This window comes from Nonomuraea gerenzanensis (genome assembly GCF_020215645.1).
Taxonomy (GTDB): domain Bacteria; phylum Actinomycetota; class Actinomycetes; order Streptosporangiales; family Streptosporangiaceae; genus Nonomuraea; species Nonomuraea gerenzanensis.
The window spans coordinates 1,561,334-1,577,284 of record NZ_CP084058.1 but is presented as its reverse complement, the minus strand read 5'-3'; the positions used below and the strand labels follow the sequence as shown (position 1 = coordinate 1,577,284).

Below are 15,951 nucleotides of genomic sequence, written 5' to 3'. Positions count from 1 at the left end.
GGAGCAGATCGTGACCATTGACGACACTCGTGCGAAGCCGCGCTCCAGCGTGGAAGACGTCTGGCCCCTCTCGCCGCTGCAGGAGGGCATGCTCTATCACACCGCCCTCGACGACGACGGGCCCGACACCTACACGGTGCAGACCGTGTACGGCATCGACGGCCCGCTGGACGCCGGGCGGCTGAGGGCGTCGTGGCAGGCGCTCGTGGACCGGCATGCCGCGCTGCGGGCCTATTTCCGCTATGTCAGCGGCGCGCAGATGGTGCAGGTCATCGCGCGGGAGGCGGAGATCCCCTGGCGTGAAACGGATCTCCACGGGCTGCCGGACGACCTCCTCGACAGCGAGGTGGACCGGCTGGCGGCGGACGAGCTGGCCGAGCGGCTCCCCCTCGATGCGGCACCGCTGATGAAGCTGCACCTCATCCGGCTCGGCCCGGCCAGCCACCGGCTCGTGCACACCCTGCACCATGTCCTGCTGGACGGCTGGTCGATGCCGATCCTGCACCGCGAGCTGGCCGCGATCTACGCGGCGGGCGGCGACGCGTCCGGGCTGCCTGCCGCCGTGTCCTACCGGGACTACCTCGCCTGGCTGGGCCGGCAGGACAAGGAGGCGGCCCGGGCGGCCTGGCGGCAGGAGCTCGCCGGACTGGACACGCCCACGCTGGTCGCCCCGGCCGATCCGGCCCGCGTGCCGGACATGGGCACCGCGGTGATCGAGCTCTCCGCGGAGCTGACGGACGGGCTGGCGCGGCTGGCGCGCGGCCACGGCCTCACCTTGAACACCGTCGTCCAGGGTGCGTGGGCCATGGTCCTGGCGCAGCTCGCCGGCCGCACCGACGTGGTGTTCGGCGCGACCGCCTCGGGGCGGCCCGCCGAGCTGGCCGGTGTGGAGTCGATGGTCGGGCAGCTGCTCGGCACCCTGCCGGTACGGGTCCGGCTCGAAGGCGGCCGGCGGGTCGTCGAGCTGCTCGCCGAGCTGCAGCGCAGCCAGTCGGCACTCATGGCGCACCAGCATCTCGGCCTGCAGGAGATGCAGGCCGCCGTCGGGCCCGGGGCGGTCTTCGACACGCTCGTCATCTACGAGAACTTCCCGCGCCAGGGACTCGGCCGGGCCGAAGAGGACGGCGGCCTGGACCTGAGACCGGTGCGGCGCGGACGCAACTCCTCGCACTACCCGTTCACCCTGATCACCGGGCCCGGCGCGCAGATGCCGCTCATCCTCGACTACGACCGCGGCCTCTTCGACGAGGCGGCCGCCGAATCGGTCGTGGGCGCGCTGGCTCGCGTGCTTGAGCGGCTGGTCGCCGAGCCCGACGTCCTCGTCGGCCGGCTGACGCTGCTGAGCGAAGCCGAGCGCGCCCTGGTGGTGGAGGACTGGAACGCGACGGCGGGCCCCACGCCGGGGCAGTCCGTGCTCGATCTCTTCGGACGGCGGGTGGCCACGGCGCCGGACGCGGTGGCGATCACCGATGCCGGCGGCGCGGACCTGACCTACGCCGAGGTCGACCAGGCGGCGAACCGGCTGGCCCGCCACCTCGCCGCTCGTGGCATCGGCCGTGGCGACCGCGTCGGCGTGGTCATGGACAGGTCGCCTGACCTGCTGATCGCGTTCCTGGCGAGCTGGAAGGCGGGCGCCGCGTACGTCCCGGTGGACGTCGAGCACCCGGCCGAGCGGATCGAGTTCGTGCTCGCCGACTCCGGTGTCTCGGCCGTCCTGTGCACCCGGGCCACCAGGGAAGTGGCGCCGGCGGACGCGATCGTCATCGACGCCCCGGAGACCCGCGCGGCCATCGACGCGGGTGCCGCCACGGCGCCGCAGATCCGGCTGAGCGCCGACGACCTGGCGTACGTGATGTACACCTCCGGCTCCACCGGCCTGCCGAAGGGGGTGGGCGTCCCCCATGGGGCCGTGGCCGGCCTGGCGGGCGACGAGGGCTGGCGGATCGGCCCGGGCGACGCCGTGCTGATGCACGCGACGCACGTCTTCGACCCTTCGCTCTACGCGATGTGGGTGCCGCTCGCCATGGGTGGCCGGGTCGTGCTCACCGAGCCGGGAGTGCTGGACGCGCTCGGGATGAGACAGGCCGTCGAACGGGGCGTGACCTTCGTCCATCTCACCGCCGGTACCTTCCGGGCCCTCGCGGAGTCGTCCCCGGAGTGTTTCGCGGGCCTGGTCGAGGTCGGGACCGGTGGTGACGTGGTTCCGGCGCAGTCCGTGGAGCACCTGCGGCGGGCCGTGCCCGGCCTGCGGGTGCGCAACACGTACGGACCGACCGAGACCACCCTGTGCGCGACGTGGAAGCCGATCGAGCCCGGCGAGGAGGTCGGGCGGGAGCTGCCGATCGGCCGTCCCATGACCAACCGCAGGATCTACATCCTGGACGCCTTCCTGCGCCCGGTCGCGCCGGGGGTGGCGGGCGAGCTGTACATCGCGGGCACCGGGCTGGCCCGCGGGTATCTCGGCGGGCCGGGCCTGACGGCAGAGCGGTTCGTGGCCGTTCCGGCCTCCGTGGACCCTTCTCCTGGTGAGCGCATGTACCGCACCGGCGACCTGGCGCGCTGGAACCGCGACGGCGAGGTGGTGTTCCTCGGCCGCACCGACGACCAGGTGAAGATCCGCGGCTACCGGGTGGAGCTCGGCGAGGTGGAGGCCGTGCTGGCGGCCCAGCGCGGCGTGGTCGAGGCGGTCGTCGTGGCGCGGGAGGACCAGCCGGGCGAGAAGCGCCTGGTCGGCTACTTCATCTCCGACGGAACCGATGCGGGGCCGGCGGAGATCCGGCGGGAGATGGCCCTGGTCCTGCCCGCGTACATGGTTCCCCTGGCGGTCGTCGCCCTGCCCGCGCTGCCTGTCACGCCCAACGGCAAGGTGGATCGCCTGGCTCTGCCCGCCCCCGATCTCGTGGGACGTGCGCCGGACAGGGCACAGGAGAGCGAGACCGAGAAGGTGCTGTGCGCGCTCTTCGCCGAGATCCTCGGCGTCGACCGGGTGGGCGTCGACGACGCCTTCCATGATCTCGGCGGCAGTTCGGCACTGGCCATGCGGCTCATCGCGCGGATCCGTGAGGAGCTCGGTGCGGACCTGCCCATCCGGCAGCTGTTCTCCGCGGCCACCCCCGCGGGTGTCGCCCGGGCGCTGGCCGCGAAGTCACGCCCCGCGCTGGAGCCCGCCGAACGGCCGGGCCGGGTACCGCTCACCGCCCAGCAGCTCAGCGCCTGGCTGCTGGCGAGTCCCGGGGAGGCCGCCGGCCTGCACGTCTCGGTCGCGCTGCGCTTGCGCGGCCGGCTGGACGTGCCCGCGCTGGAGGCGGCGCTCGGCGACGTCGCGGCGCGGCACGAGATTCTCCGGACGACCTTCCCCGGCCACGCGCAGAGCGTTCACCAGCACGTACACGACGCCTCGCCGGTTGACCTGACGCCGGTTCCCGCCACCGAGGAGAGCCTGCCCGGGCTGCTCACCGAGCTGCGGGAGTCGGTCTTCGACCTCACCCGGGAGGTGCCGTGGCGCGGTGACCTGTTCCGGCTCTCCGACGGGGAACACGTCCTGCACCTGATGGTGCACCGGATCCTCGCCGATGACGAGTCGCTGGATGTGTTCCTCCGGGACCTGTCGGCGGCGTACGGCGCGCGGCGTGCCGGCCGGGCACCGGAGCGGGCGCCCCTGACACTGCAGTTCGCCGACTACGCGATCTGGGAGCGGCGCCTGCTCGAAGGCGAGCGCGATGCGGACGGCCTGATCAACGAGCAGCTGGTGTTCTGGCGCGACAATCTGGCGGGCATCCACGGGGAGACGGTGCTCCCGTTCGACCGCCCCCGGTCGGCCGTCGCGTCGCGGCGGGCCGGCACGGTGTCGTTGCGACTGGACGCCGGCCCGCACGCCAGGCTGGTGGAGGCGGTGGACCCGATCGGCGCGCACCCGTTCCAGATCGTGCATGCCGCGCTCGCCATGCTGCTGACCAGGCTCGGGGCGGGCCACGACCTGGTGATCGGCACGAAGCTGCCACGGGACGACGACCTCATCGACCTGGAGCCGATGATCGGGCCCTTCGCCCGGCCGCTCGCCCTGCGCACGGACCTCTCGGGCGACCCCACCTTCCTGGAGGTCGTCACCCGGGCGCAGGAGGCGATCCGGTCCGCGCGCCAGCACCTGGACGTGCCCTTCGCCAGGATCGTCGAGCTGCTCGACCTGCCGGTCTCGCTCTCCCGCCATCCCGTGTTCCAGGTGGGGTTGGAGGTGCACGAGGAGGACCTCGGCGCGTGGGACGCGACGGAGCTGCCCGCCCTGCGCACCAGCGTCGAACCTGTCGGGCCGGAGGCCATCGAGCTGGATCTGGCGTTCAGGCTCACCGAGCGCCGCGACGAGGACGGCATCGAGGGCACCCTCCACTATGCCGCCGACCTCTTCGATCAGGCCACGGCCGAGTCGCTGGCACGGCGGCTGGTCAGCTTCCTGGAGCAGGTGGCGGAGGATCCCCAGCGGCGCGTCAGCGACCTGGACGTCCTGCTGGACGACGCCGAACGCGAACGTCCGGCCGAGGCGCCGGCGAAGTGGTCCGAGGCCGTGCCCCCGGTGGCCGCCGACCTGGCCGAGGGCGGTCCGCTCGGCGCGCTCGTGCTCGACGACCGGCTGCGCCCCGCCGTCGCCGTCGGCGAGCTCTACCTCACCGGCGCGGCGGTGGACGCGGAGCCGGGCGACCGGACCCTGGCCTGCCCCTTCGGGGCCACGGGGCGGCGCATGCTGCCCACGGGCCTGCTCGCCCGCTGGACAGCCGGGGGCACCCTGGTCGTCGTCGGCGAGCGGCGGGGATCGAGCGGCTCGGTGAAGACCGGCACGGGCGACTTCGAGGTGCTGCTGCCGCTGCGAGCCGGCGGTAACCGTCCGCCGCTGTACTGCGTCCATGCGAGCGGAGGGCTGAGCTGGAACTACGCGCCCCTGCTGCGGAGCCTGCCCCCCAACCAGCCGGTCTACGGCGTGCAGGCGCGCGGCCTGGCTCGTACGGAGCCGCTGGCGGCCGGCGTCGAGGAGATGGCGGCCGATTACGTCGAGCAGATCCGCGCCGTGCAGCCGACCGGGCCGTACCACCTCCTCGGGTGGTCACTGGGCGGGCGGATCGCGCAGGAGATGGCCAGGGTGCTGGAGGAGCAAGGGGAGCAGGTCGGCCTGCTCGCCCTGCTCGACGCCTATCCCACCGACGTGGGCAGGCTCCGGCGCCCGCGCGGCGACGCGGCCGATCAGGAGGCCGCGGACTTCGACAGGCAGCAGGAGCAGCAGGCGCAGCTCGCCGCCGCGGTGGCCACGGAGGCCGGCGCCAGGAAGCGCCTGGACGAGGTCATGGAGCACCTCGCCCGGGTCGGGCCGCTGCACACCTCCCGCAGCTTCGGCTGCGACATCCTGCTCTTCGTCGCCACAGTGAACCGCCCCTCCCATCTGCCCGTCGCGGACGCCATCGCCAGCTGGCGACCCCTCACCACCGGAACCGTCGAGCCTCACGAGATCGAGATCGACCACATGCAGATGCTGCAGCCCGCGGCGCTGGCCCGGATCGGGGCCGTCGTCGCCGAGAAACTCCGGCCCCGGCCGGACGGTGAAAGGACACAGCGATGACCAACCCGTTCGAGAACGAAGACGGCTCCTTCCTCGTGCTCGTCAACGACGAAGGACAGCACTCGCTCTGGCCCTCGTTCGCGGAGGTGCCGCCTGGCTGGACCCGCGTCCACGGCGTGGCCACCCGCCAGGAATGCCTCGCCTACGTCGAGGAGAACTGGACGGACATCCGGCCGAAGAGTCTCATCGCGGAAGCCGGCGCCTGAGCGAGGGTGTCCAGCCGCTTGATGTGGACGGTTGGACGGGCCCAGCGCCCGTCCGACCGGCCTGAGACCACCGTTGAGGCGGAAGGACCTGTGACGTGGAAGTGTTCGAGGAGCTCAACGTCGTCCTGCCCGGGGAGCTGCACTGGAGGGACCGGTTCGATCCGGTGCCACAGCTGCGGTCCTTCATGGCCGAGGGCCCGATGACCGAGCTGGGCGCCGAGGAAGGCCCTGGAGGGCGGACCGCGTGGCTCGCCACCGGGTTCGACGAGGTCCGGCAGGTGCTGGGCTCGGACAAGTTCAGCTCCAGGTTGCTCTACGGCGGGACCGCGGCCGGAATCGTCTTTCCCGGCTTCATCACCCAGTACGACCCGCCGGAGCACACGCGACTGCGCCGGGTGGTCTCGCCCGCGTTCACCGTCCGGCGGATGGAGCGGTTCCGCCCGCAGGTCGATCAGGTCGTCGAGGACTGCCTGGACGCCATCGAGTCCATCGGTGGCCCGCTGGACTTCGTCCCGCATTTCGGGTGGTCCATCGCGACGACGGCGACCTGCGACTTCCTCGGCATTCCACGTGATGATCAGGCGGAGCTGTCACGCAGCCTGCACGCCAGCCGGTCCCAGCGGGCGGCCAGCAGACGCGGAGCCGCCGGGAACAAGTTCATGACCTACATGGGCCAGGTCGTGGCTCGCACGCGCCGTGATCCCGGCGACGACATGCTCAGCGTCGTGGTGCGCGAACACGGTGACGAGATCACCGACGCGGAGCTGACGGGGCTGGCCGCGTTCGTCATGGGCGCGGGCGGTGACCAGGTGGCTCGTTTCCTCGCGGCGGGCGCGTGGCTGATGGCCGAGGTCCCCGAGCAGTTCGCGCTGCTTCGGGACAAGCCGGACGTCGTGCCTGACTGGCTGGAGGAGATGGTGCGCTATCTCACCATCGACGAGAAGCTCACTCCGCGGATCGCGCTGGAGGACGTGCGCATCGGTGACCGCATCGTCAAGGCCGGCGACACCGTCACGTGCTCGTTGCTGGGAGCGAACCGGCGGCACTTCCCCGGCCCGGACGATCAGTTCGACCTCACCCGCGACAGAGCGCCGAATGTCGCGTTCGGGCACGGCATCCATCACTGTCTTGGCAGACCCCTGGCCGAGCTCATCTTCCGGTCGGCGATCCCGGCTCTGGCACGCCGCTTCCCCGCACTCCGGCTGGCCGAGCCCGAACAAGAGATCAGATTGGGGCCGCCGCCGTTCGACGTGAAAGCACTGCTGCTCGACTGGTAACGCCGGAAGCTGAGGAGAATCATGGTGGTTCCGCTGCCGCATCAGCGGCTGAGGCTCGATCCCGTGCCGGCGCTCTTCGACCTGCAAGAGGACGGGCCGCTGCACGAGTACGACACCGAGCCGGGGCTGGACGGCCACAAGCAGTGGCTCGTCACCGGATATGGCGAGATCAGAGAGATTCTCGCCGACGCCAACCGGTTCAGCTCGATGCGCCCGGTCGAGGACGAGGCGGAGCGCGCCTGGCTGCCGGGAATCCTGCAGTCGTACGACGCGCCCGATCACACCCGGTTGCGCAGGACCGTGACCAGGGCGAACACCGCCCGGCGGATCGAGAGCCTGCGGCCTGTCGTCGAAGAGACCGTCGAGGACTGCTTGGCCGATCTGGAGAGCATGGGGTCGCCGGTCGACTTCGTCAGGAACGCCGCCTGGCCCATCCCGGCGCTGATCGCCTGCGACTTCCTCGGCGTCCCCCGTGACGACCAGGCCGAGCTGTCGAGGATGTTCCGGGACAGCCGGGAGAGCCGAGTCCCCAGGCAGCGGAACGTGTCGGGCCTGGGCATCGTCGACTACGCCAGGAAACTGGCGGCTCGCGAACGCCTCGATCCCGGCACCGGGATGATCGGCGGCATCGTGCGCGAGCACGGAGGCGAGGTCACCGACGAGGAGCTGGCGGGGCTCGTCGAGGGGATCATGATCGGGGCGGTCGAGCAGATGGCCTCGCAGCTGGCGATCGCGGTGCTCCTCCTCGTGACCCACCCCGACCAGATGGCGCTGCTGCGCGAGCGTCCGGAGCTCGCGGACAGCGCGGCCGAGGAGGTGTTCCGCTACGCGTCGATCGTCGAGACCCCCTCTCCCCGGACCGCACTGGTCGACACGCGCCTGGCCGGACGGGACATCCACGCCGGTGATGTCCTGACCTGCTCGATCCTGGCGGGCAATCGTGCGCGCGAGGACCGCTTCGACCTCACCCGGGGCAACCCCGAACACCTCGCGTTCGGGCACGGCGTCCACTTCTGCCTCGGGGCACCGCTGGCCAGGCTCCAGGCGCAAGTGGCGTTGCCGGCGTTGGTCCGCCGGTTCCCGTCGCTGCGGCTGGCGGTCCCGGCAGAGGACCTGCGGTTCAAACCGGGGAAGCCGGCCCCCTTCGCCGTGGAGGAGCTTCCCGTTGAGTGGTGACGGCGCGCGGCCCCTCCATACTCGGCGGCAGGACCTGGATCCGGCGGACGAACTGCGCGCCGCCGGAACGCTGACGAGGATCACCATCGGATCAGGAGCGGACGCGGAGACCACCTGGCTGGCCACGGGGTACACCGTCGTGCGGCAGGTGCTCGGCGATCACCGGCGGTTCAGCACCCGGCGCCGCTGGAACGAACGGGACGAGATCGGCGGAAGAGGCAACTTCCGGCCGCGTGAGCTGGTCGGGAACCTGATGGACTACGACCCGCCTGAGCACACGCGGCTCCGCCAGAAGCTGACCCCGGGATTCACCCTGCGCCGGATCCGGCGGCTGAAGCCGTACATCGAACAGATCGTGACCGAACGGCTCGACGCCCTGGAACGGGCGGGCCCCCCTGCGGATCTGGTCGAACTCGTCGCCGACGAGGTGCCAGGGGCCGTGCTGTGCGAGCTGATCGGGGTGCCACGGGACGACCGCGCCATGTTCATGCAGCTGTGTCACGGCCATCTCGACGCCTCGCGCAGCCAGAAGAGGCGGGCGGCCGCCGGCGCGGCGTTCTCCCGCTACCTGCTGGCCATGATCGCCAGGGAGCGGAAGGATCCCGGCGAGGGGCTGCTCGGAGCCGTCCTCGCCGAGTACGGTGACACGGCCACGGACGAGGAGCTGCGGGGCTTCTGCGTTCAGGTGATGCTGGCCGGCGACGACAACATCTCCGGCATGATCGGGCTCGGCGTGCTGGCCCTGCTCAGACACCCCGAGCAGATCGCCGCGTTGCAGGGCGACGACCAGTCGGCGGATCGGGCGGTCGACGAGCTGATCCGCTACCTGACCGTCCCCTATGCGCCGACGCCCCGGGTCGCCATGGAGGACGTCACCATCGGGGGCCAGGTGATCAAGGAGGGAGAGACCGTCTCCTGCTCTCTGCCCATGGCCAACCGTGACCCTGCCCTGCTGCCGGATGCCGGCCGCCTCGATGTCCGGCGCGAGCCCGTCCCCCATGTCGCGTTCGGGCACGGCGTCCATCATTGCCTGGGAGCCGCTCTGGCCCGCCTCGAACTGCGCACGGTCTACACCGCCCTGTGGCGGCGTTTTCCCACGCTGAGGCTCGCGGATCCCGATCGGGAGCCATCGTTCCGGTTGACCACTCCCGCGTATGGATTGACCAGTCTGATGGTCGCCTGGTGATCGCGGAATTCCCGTTCCCATCGTCCATTTGACGACGCTGGAAATATCTTCCGCCCGCGACCAGGATCGGATCAGCCGAGCGTGCGGATCGACAGCGAATGGAGTTTCGACCCGGGTATGGATGACGATATCGATGCGGGCGCGCCGGTCCTGCAGCCGACGGCGAACTACATGATGCGGACGCACTGTGATCCGCATGAGGACATGTTCGCGCTCAGGGCGCATGGCCCACTGGTCCGGATAGGCGGTGACGCGGCCACTCAGCTGCGTGTCGACTATGTCTGGCAGGCTTTGGGATACGACGTCGTGCGCAGAATACTCGGCGATCACGAGAACTTCACGACGCGCCCCCGGTGGAGTTCGGCGCCATCGATCGCCGGAGAGCCCATACCGCCGAATCTGGTCGGTCAGCTGTCGGTCTATGATCCGCCCGAGCACACGCGGCTGCGCGGGATGCTGACCCCGGAGTTCACGGCCCGCCGGATCCGCCGGCTGGAGCCCGCCATGCAGGACCTCATCGATGACCGCATCGACGAGCTGGAGGCCGCGGGGCCGCCCGCGGACGTCCAGGCGCTGTTCGCCGATCCGGTCGGCGGAGGAGTGCTGTGTGAGCTGCTCGGCATCCCGCGTGATGATCGGATCGAGTTCATCCGGCGTGTCAGGCAGAACGTCGATCTCAGCCGCGGGTTCAAGGCCCGGGCGGCCGACAGCGCGGCGTTCAACCGGTATCTGAACGGCCTCATCATCCGGCAGCGGAAGGACCCTGACGAGGGGTTCATCGGGATGCTGGTGCGGGAGCACGGAGACGATGTCACGGACGAGGAGCTGAAGGGCGTACTCACGGCGCTGATCCTGGGTGGTGTCGAAACCGTCGCGGGGTCGATCGGCTTCGGGGTTCTCGCGCTGCTGGATCATCCCGACCAGCGACAGTCTCTCTTCGCCGGACGCGAGGAGGCCGACCGGGTGGTCGGTGAGCTGCTGCGGTTCCTGTCGCCCGTGCAGCAGCCGAATCCACGGCTCGCCGTCCGGGACGTGGTCGTCGACGGCCAGCTGATCAAGGCCGGGGATTACGTCCTGTGCTCGATTCTGATGGCGAATCGCGACGAGGCGCTGACGCCGAATGCCAACGTCCTCGACGTGCGCCGTGACTGCGGCTCGCACGTCGGGTTCGGGCACGGCATCCATTACTGCATAGGCGCGGCGATAGCCAGGACGCTGCTGCGCATGGCGTATCAGAGTTTGTGGCGCCGGTTTCCCGGGCTGCGCCTGGCGGTGTCCGCCGAGGAAGTGAAGTTCCGTAACGCGTTCATCGATTGCCCGGACGAGTTGCCGGTCACCTGGTAGCGGCCTGCGGCCGAAATGCCGGGCGACTTCGCATGACCACAACGAAAAAGGAGAAGTCCGTGGAAGAGTTCGATGTGGTGGTCGCCGGCGGCGGCCCTGGCGGTTCGACCGTGGCGACACTGGTGGCCATGCAGGGTCATCGGGTGCTGCTGGTGGAGAAGGAAGTCTTTCCGCGGTATCAGATCGGCGAGTCGTTGCTGCCCTCGACCGTGCACGGGGTGTGCCGGATGCTCGGGGTGACGGACGAGCTCGCGGCGGCGGGGTTTCCCGTGAAGCGCGGGGGCACCTTCCGGTGGGGGGCGCGGCCGGAGCCGTGGACGTTCTCCTTCTCCGTCTCTCCGCGGATCACGGGTCCGACGACTTTCGCCTACCAGGTGGAGCGGGCACGCTTCGACGAGATCCTGCTCGGCAACGCCAGACGCAAGGGCGTGGTGGTGCGTGAGGGATGCTCGGTCACCGAGGTGATCGAGGACGGCGATCGGGTCACCGGCCTGCGTTACGTCGATCCTGACGGCGGCGAGCACGCGGTGTCCGCGCGTTTCGTGATCGACGCGTCGGGCAACAAGAGCCGGTTGTATTCCAGCGTCGGTGGCACGCGGAACTATTCGGAGTTCTTCCGCAGCCTGGCGCTGTTCGGTTACTTCGAGGGCGGCAAGCGGCTGGCGGAGCCGTACTCGGGCAACATCCTGAGCGTGGCCTTCGACAGCGGCTGGTTCTGGTACATCCCGCTGAGCGACACGCTGACCAGCGTGGGCGCGGTGGTGCGCCGGGAGATGGCGGAGAAGATCCAGGGCGATCGGGAGAAGGCGCTGGCCGCGCTGATCGCCGAGTGCCCGCTGATCTCGGAGTACCTCGCGCCGGCGCGCCGGGTGACGACCGGCAAGTACGGGCAGCTGCGGGTCCGCAAGGACTACTCCTACCACCAGACGAAGTTCTGGCGGCCCGGGATGATCCTGGTGGGCGATGCCGCGTGCTTCGTGGACCCGGTGTTCTCCTCCGGGGTGCACCTGGCCACCTACAGCGGCCTCCTGGCGGCCCGGTCGATCAACAGCGTCCTGGCCGGTGACGTCGAGGAGAAGATCGCGCTGCATGAGTTCGAGGCGCGATATCGCCGCGAGTACAGCGTGTACTACGAGTTCCTGCTGGCGTTCTACGAGATGAACGTGAACGAGGAGTCGTATTTCTGGCACGCCAAGAAGGTCACCAACAACAAGGAGTACACCGAGCTGGAGTCGTTCGTGGACCTGGTGGGCGGTCTGTCCTCCGGCGAGACGGCGCTGGCGACCTCAGGGCGGATCGCCGAGCGCAGCGCCGAGTTCGCCGCGGCCGTCGATCAGATGGCCGACGGCGACGACTCCAGCATGGTGCCGCTGTTCAAGTCACAGGTGGTCAAACAGGTGATGCAGGAGGGCGGGCAGGAGCAGATGAGGGCGGTGCTCGGTGCGGACGCCGAGCCCGAGCAGCCACTGTTCCCCGGCGGGCTGGTGACCTCACCCGACGGGATGAGATGGCTGACACATCACCCCTGAGGCTCCGGCCTTCCGATCGATCCGCACCAGAATCCACGGAACAGGGATACGACATGCGCGTGTTGTTGTCGACGTCCGGATCACGCGGGGACGTCGAACCGCTGCTGGGCCTGGCGGTCCAGCTGCGTGAGCTAGGCGCGGAGACACGGATGTGCGCCCCGCCGGACTGCGCGGAGAGACTGGCCGAGGCCGGGGTGCCGCTGGTGCCGGTCGGCACCTCGATGCGCGCGAAGCTGCACGGGAAGAGGCCGCCCTCGCTCGAGGACGTGCCCCGGCTCGACGCCGAGGCCATCGCCACGCAGCTCGACCAGGTCCTGCCGGCCGCCGAGGGGTGCGAGGTGATGGTGGTGAGCGGCGTGCTGTCGGCGGCGGTCGCCGTCCGGTCGGTGGCCGAGAAGCTCGGCATCCCCTACGTCTACGTCTTCTACTGCCCCATCTATGTGCCGTCGCCGTACTACCCGCCGCCGCCACCCCTCGGTGAGCAGCCCGCGCGGGACGTGACCGACAACCGGGTGCTGTGGGACCGCAACAACCAGGGCGCCTACCAGCGGTTCGGTGCCGCGCTCAACAGCCGGCGGGCCTCGATCGGCCTGCCGCCGGTGGACGACATCTTCAGCTACGGCTACACCGATCGCCCCTTCCTGGCCGCGGACCCGGTCCTGGCCCCGCTGCAGCGGACGGACCTCGACGTCGTGCAGACCGGTGCGTGGATCATGCCCGACGAACGGCCCCTGCCCGCCGAGGTGGAGGCGTTCCTGGAGGCCGGCCCGCCACCGGTGCACGTGGAGTTCGGCAGCGGGCCCGCCCCCACCGACGCCGCGAGGGTGGCCATCGAGGCGATCCGGGCCCATGGCCACCGGGTGATCGTCTCCCGTGGCTGGGCCGGCCTAGCCCCGCCCGACGACCGGAGCGACTGCCTGACCGTCGGCGAGGTGAACCACCAGGTGTTGTTCGGCCGGGTGGCCGCCGTCGTCCACGCCGGCAGCGCGGGCATCACGACCGCGGTCACCCGGGCGGGCGCTCCCCAGGTCGTGGTGCCCCAGATGACCGACCAGCCGTACCACGCCGGCCGGGTGGCCGAGCTGGGCATCGGCGTGGCACACGACGGGCGGGTGCCGACCGTGGAGAGCCTGTCGGCCGCGCTCACCACGGCGCTGGCTCCCGAGACCCGCGCGCGGGCGATCGACGTGGCCGGGAAGATCCGCGCCGACGGGGCGGCCGTGGCCGCGAAACTCCTGCTCGACACGGCCGCCGGGGCCGGGCGGAACAGAACGGAGTGACGATGGATGCTGAGAGCGTGCGCAGGCAGCTGCGGCTGGGAGAGAACGCCACGGCGTGGCTCTCCCGGCTCGAGGAGCTCGGACCGCCCCCCGAGCCGGTGCGCCTGCCTCAGGGCGATGAGGCTCGTGATCTCTTACACCGGCTGGAGGTGCCGGCTCCCGACGTCGAGGAGATCGTGGCGGCCACCCCCGGCCCGGATCGCGACCCGGCCCTGTGGTGGCTGCTCGAACGCGCCCACCACGAGCTCGTCCGGCACATGGGCGACTACAAGGTGAAGGTACGGGGTGGGCCGACCCTGCCGTACGAGACCGGGGCCGCCGCCCGCTACTTCCACGTGTACGTCTTCCTCGCGACGCTTCCGGCGTTGCGGCGCTTCCACGCGACACGGGACATCCCCGAGGCGACCACCTGGGAGACCCTGACGCAGCTGGGGGAATCGGTGGCCATCCATCGCCGCAAGTACGGCGAGGGCGGCACGAACATGCCGTGGTGGCTCACCCTGCTCGTGCGCGGCCTGGTCTACCGGCTCGGCCGGCTCCAGTACAACCTGGCCGTCGCCAAGGACGGCACGCCCGTCCTCGGCCTGCACATCCCCGAAGTGGGCGGGCCGCTGATCCCCGACATCTATTACGACTCGCTCCGTCGTGCCCGCCCGTTCTTCGAACGGCATTTTCCCGAGCACGGCGCCCGGGCGGCGACAGGCACCTCGTGGCTGCTCGATCCGCAGCTGGCCGAGTATCTCGCCGAGGACTCCCACATCCTGCAGCTCAGACGCGGCTGGACGCTCCTCGACTCCGAACCGCAGGACGGGGACGACGCGATCCTGGAGTTCGTCTTCCGCTACAACGGCCAGCCGCTGGAGGAGCTTCCGCAGCGCTCGACGCTGGAGAAGGCGGTCGTCACCCATTTGCTGGCGGGCCGTCACTGGTATCAGCGGAGCGGCCGCATCGAGCTGCCCTAGCGCCGAAGCCGGCCGGGGACCGATCCCCGCGGCGACCCCGTGCCCTAGCTAGACCCGGCCCCCGTTCCGGCTCGCCCAGGCCGCGCCTGGGTGGGGTAGCCGCCGTGGTGGCGTGCCACCGCACTCCGGGCGGTGTTCGAAGTGCCACCACTCGTTGTCGTAGATGCGGTAGAGGTCGTAGCGGGCGCCGTGCGCCTCCAGCCAGCGCGCGCCCTCGTGCGGGCGTACGTCCAGCGCCATGCCCTTGACGTGGTTGGACTCGGCCGGCGGCGCCACGAACATCCGTGCGGCGGCCACGGACCCTGAGCGGCGCACCTCCTCCTCGAACATCCGCTGCTGGACCCGGGGATCGCGGTATCCGGAAGTGAGACCGACGAGCTGGCCGTGACGCCACAGCGCCTCGGCCCGCGCCGCGGTGAACGCCGCCCTGGCGCCGTCGGTGAGCCCGGTGAGGTCCTCTGCCGGGAATCGCATCCTCAACGCCCAGCCGCAGGCCAGCTCGCGGGCGCGGCCGGGCTGACGGACGAACGCCACGGGCAGCAGGAGCACGGCGAGCACCCGCGTGACCGCGGTGTACACCCGGTCCCGGGCCCGAGGCGGGAGAGTGCGTGGTTCGTCGTCACCCTCGCTTCTCCTCATCCCTCTCCTCCAGTCTGGTGATCTGACACCAGTTCTACGGAGCAGAAGGTGACACGAGGGTCAGAGAACGTGTGACCGCTCTGTGACCGCGCGGATCAGATGCGATATCCCTCGCGCGGGACGGTTTCGATCACCGGCGGCTGGCCGAGCTTCGAGCGCAGCCGGTTGATCGTCGCCTTCACGGTGGTGGTGAACGGGTCGGCTTGCTCGTCCCAGACCCGTTCGAGCAGCTCCTCGGCCGACACCACCCGGCCGCGCGCGGTCAGCAGATGCTCCAGGACCGCCAGCTCCTTGGTGGTCAGCGGCAGCCGCATGCCGCCCCTGATCGCCACCCGTTGCGCCGGATCGAGCCGCAGGTCGCCGTGGACCAGGATCGGCGGCGCGGGAGGATGCGCGCGCCTGCCCAGGGCGCGGATGCGCGCCACCAGCTCGGCGAAGGCGAACGGCTTCGGCAGATAGTCGTCGGCGCCCAGGCTCAGGCCCGCCACCCGGTCAGCGGTCGTCCCGGACGCGGTGAGCATCAGCACCCGGGTCCTGCGATCGTCCACGGCGATCTCAGCGCACAGCTCGTCGCCATGGACGCCGGGAATATCCCGATCAAGCACCACGACGTCGTAGTCGATCACGGAGAGGCGCTCCTGTGCGTCATCGCCGTCATGACTGACATCGACGGCCATGCCCTCGCGACGCAGCACCCGCGCCACCGAGTCGGCCAGGTCGACTTGGTCCTCCACCACCAGAACGCGCATT

General features: G+C 70.7%; 11 protein-coding genes. 9 read left to right on the top strand and 2 right to left on the bottom strand.

Annotated features, from left to right (window positions below; translation table 11 throughout):
* Window positions 1–10: 10 nt before the first annotated feature.
* From LCN96_RS07860 to LCN96_RS07820, 9 genes are all read left to right on the top strand, one after another.
* Window positions 11–5,602, top strand: a complete 5,592-nt coding sequence (locus tag LCN96_RS07860) for a non-ribosomal peptide synthetase (protein ID WP_225271913.1) — start codon at window positions 11–13, stop codon at window positions 5,600–5,602.
* The gene (locus LCN96_RS07855; RefSeq protein WP_225271912.1) at window positions 5,599–5,808 is read left to right on the top strand and encodes an MbtH family protein; all 210 of its coding nucleotides are present in this window, start codon (window positions 5,599–5,601) and stop codon (window positions 5,806–5,808) included. Before LCN96_RS07860 ends, LCN96_RS07855 begins: the two co-directional genes overlap by 4 nt.
* A 95-nt stretch (window positions 5,809–5,903) precedes the next feature.
* The gene (locus tag LCN96_RS07850; RefSeq protein WP_225271911.1) at window positions 5,904–7,085 is read left to right on the top strand and encodes a cytochrome P450; all 1,182 of its coding nucleotides are present in this window, start codon (window positions 5,904–5,906) and stop codon (window positions 7,083–7,085) included.
* A gap of 21 nt (window positions 7,086–7,106) precedes the next feature.
* Window positions 7,107–8,261 carry a cytochrome P450 gene (locus tag LCN96_RS07845; RefSeq protein ID WP_225271910.1) on the top strand — a complete coding sequence of 385 codons (1,155 nt, stop codon included), beginning with the start codon at window positions 7,107–7,109 and terminating at the stop codon, window positions 8,259–8,261.
* Window positions 8,251–9,447 (top strand): cytochrome P450, encoded by a 1,197-nt coding sequence (locus LCN96_RS07840; protein WP_225271909.1) that lies wholly within the window; start codon window positions 8,251–8,253, stop codon window positions 9,445–9,447. Before LCN96_RS07845 ends, LCN96_RS07840 begins: the two co-directional genes overlap by 11 nt.
* 81 nt (window positions 9,448–9,528) lie before the next feature.
* A complete protein-coding gene (locus tag LCN96_RS07835) occupies window positions 9,529–10,791 on the top strand; it encodes a cytochrome P450 (RefSeq protein WP_225271908.1) in 1,263 nt (420 codons plus the stop codon).
* A gap of 59 nt (window positions 10,792–10,850) precedes the next feature.
* Window positions 10,851–12,320, top strand: coding sequence for a tryptophan 7-halogenase (locus tag LCN96_RS07830; protein ID WP_225271907.1), 1,470 nt, complete (start codon window positions 10,851–10,853; stop codon window positions 12,318–12,320).
* Between the two features lie 53 nt (window positions 12,321–12,373).
* A complete protein-coding gene (locus LCN96_RS07825) occupies window positions 12,374–13,600 on the top strand; it encodes a glycosyltransferase (RefSeq protein WP_225271906.1) in 1,227 nt (408 codons plus the stop codon).
* Window positions 13,601–13,602: 2 nt separating this feature from the next.
* Window positions 13,603–14,562, top strand: coding sequence for an acyltransferase domain-containing protein (locus LCN96_RS07820; RefSeq protein WP_225271905.1), 960 nt, complete (start codon window positions 13,603–13,605; stop codon window positions 14,560–14,562).
* Window positions 14,563–14,610: 48 nt separating this feature from the next.
* Here the strand turns inward: LCN96_RS07820 and vanY-N are convergent, their stop codons facing one another.
* A complete protein-coding gene (vanY-N, locus tag LCN96_RS07815; protein ID WP_063856825.1) occupies window positions 14,611–15,201 on the bottom strand; it encodes a D,D-peptidase/D,D-carboxypeptidase VanY-N in 591 nt (196 codons plus the stop codon).
* 95 nt (window positions 15,202–15,296) lie between these two features.
* Window positions 15,297–15,950, bottom strand: a complete 654-nt coding sequence (locus LCN96_RS07810) for a response regulator transcription factor (RefSeq protein WP_225271904.1) — start codon at window positions 15,948–15,950, stop codon at window positions 15,297–15,299.
* Window position 15,951: the final 1 nt, after the last annotated feature.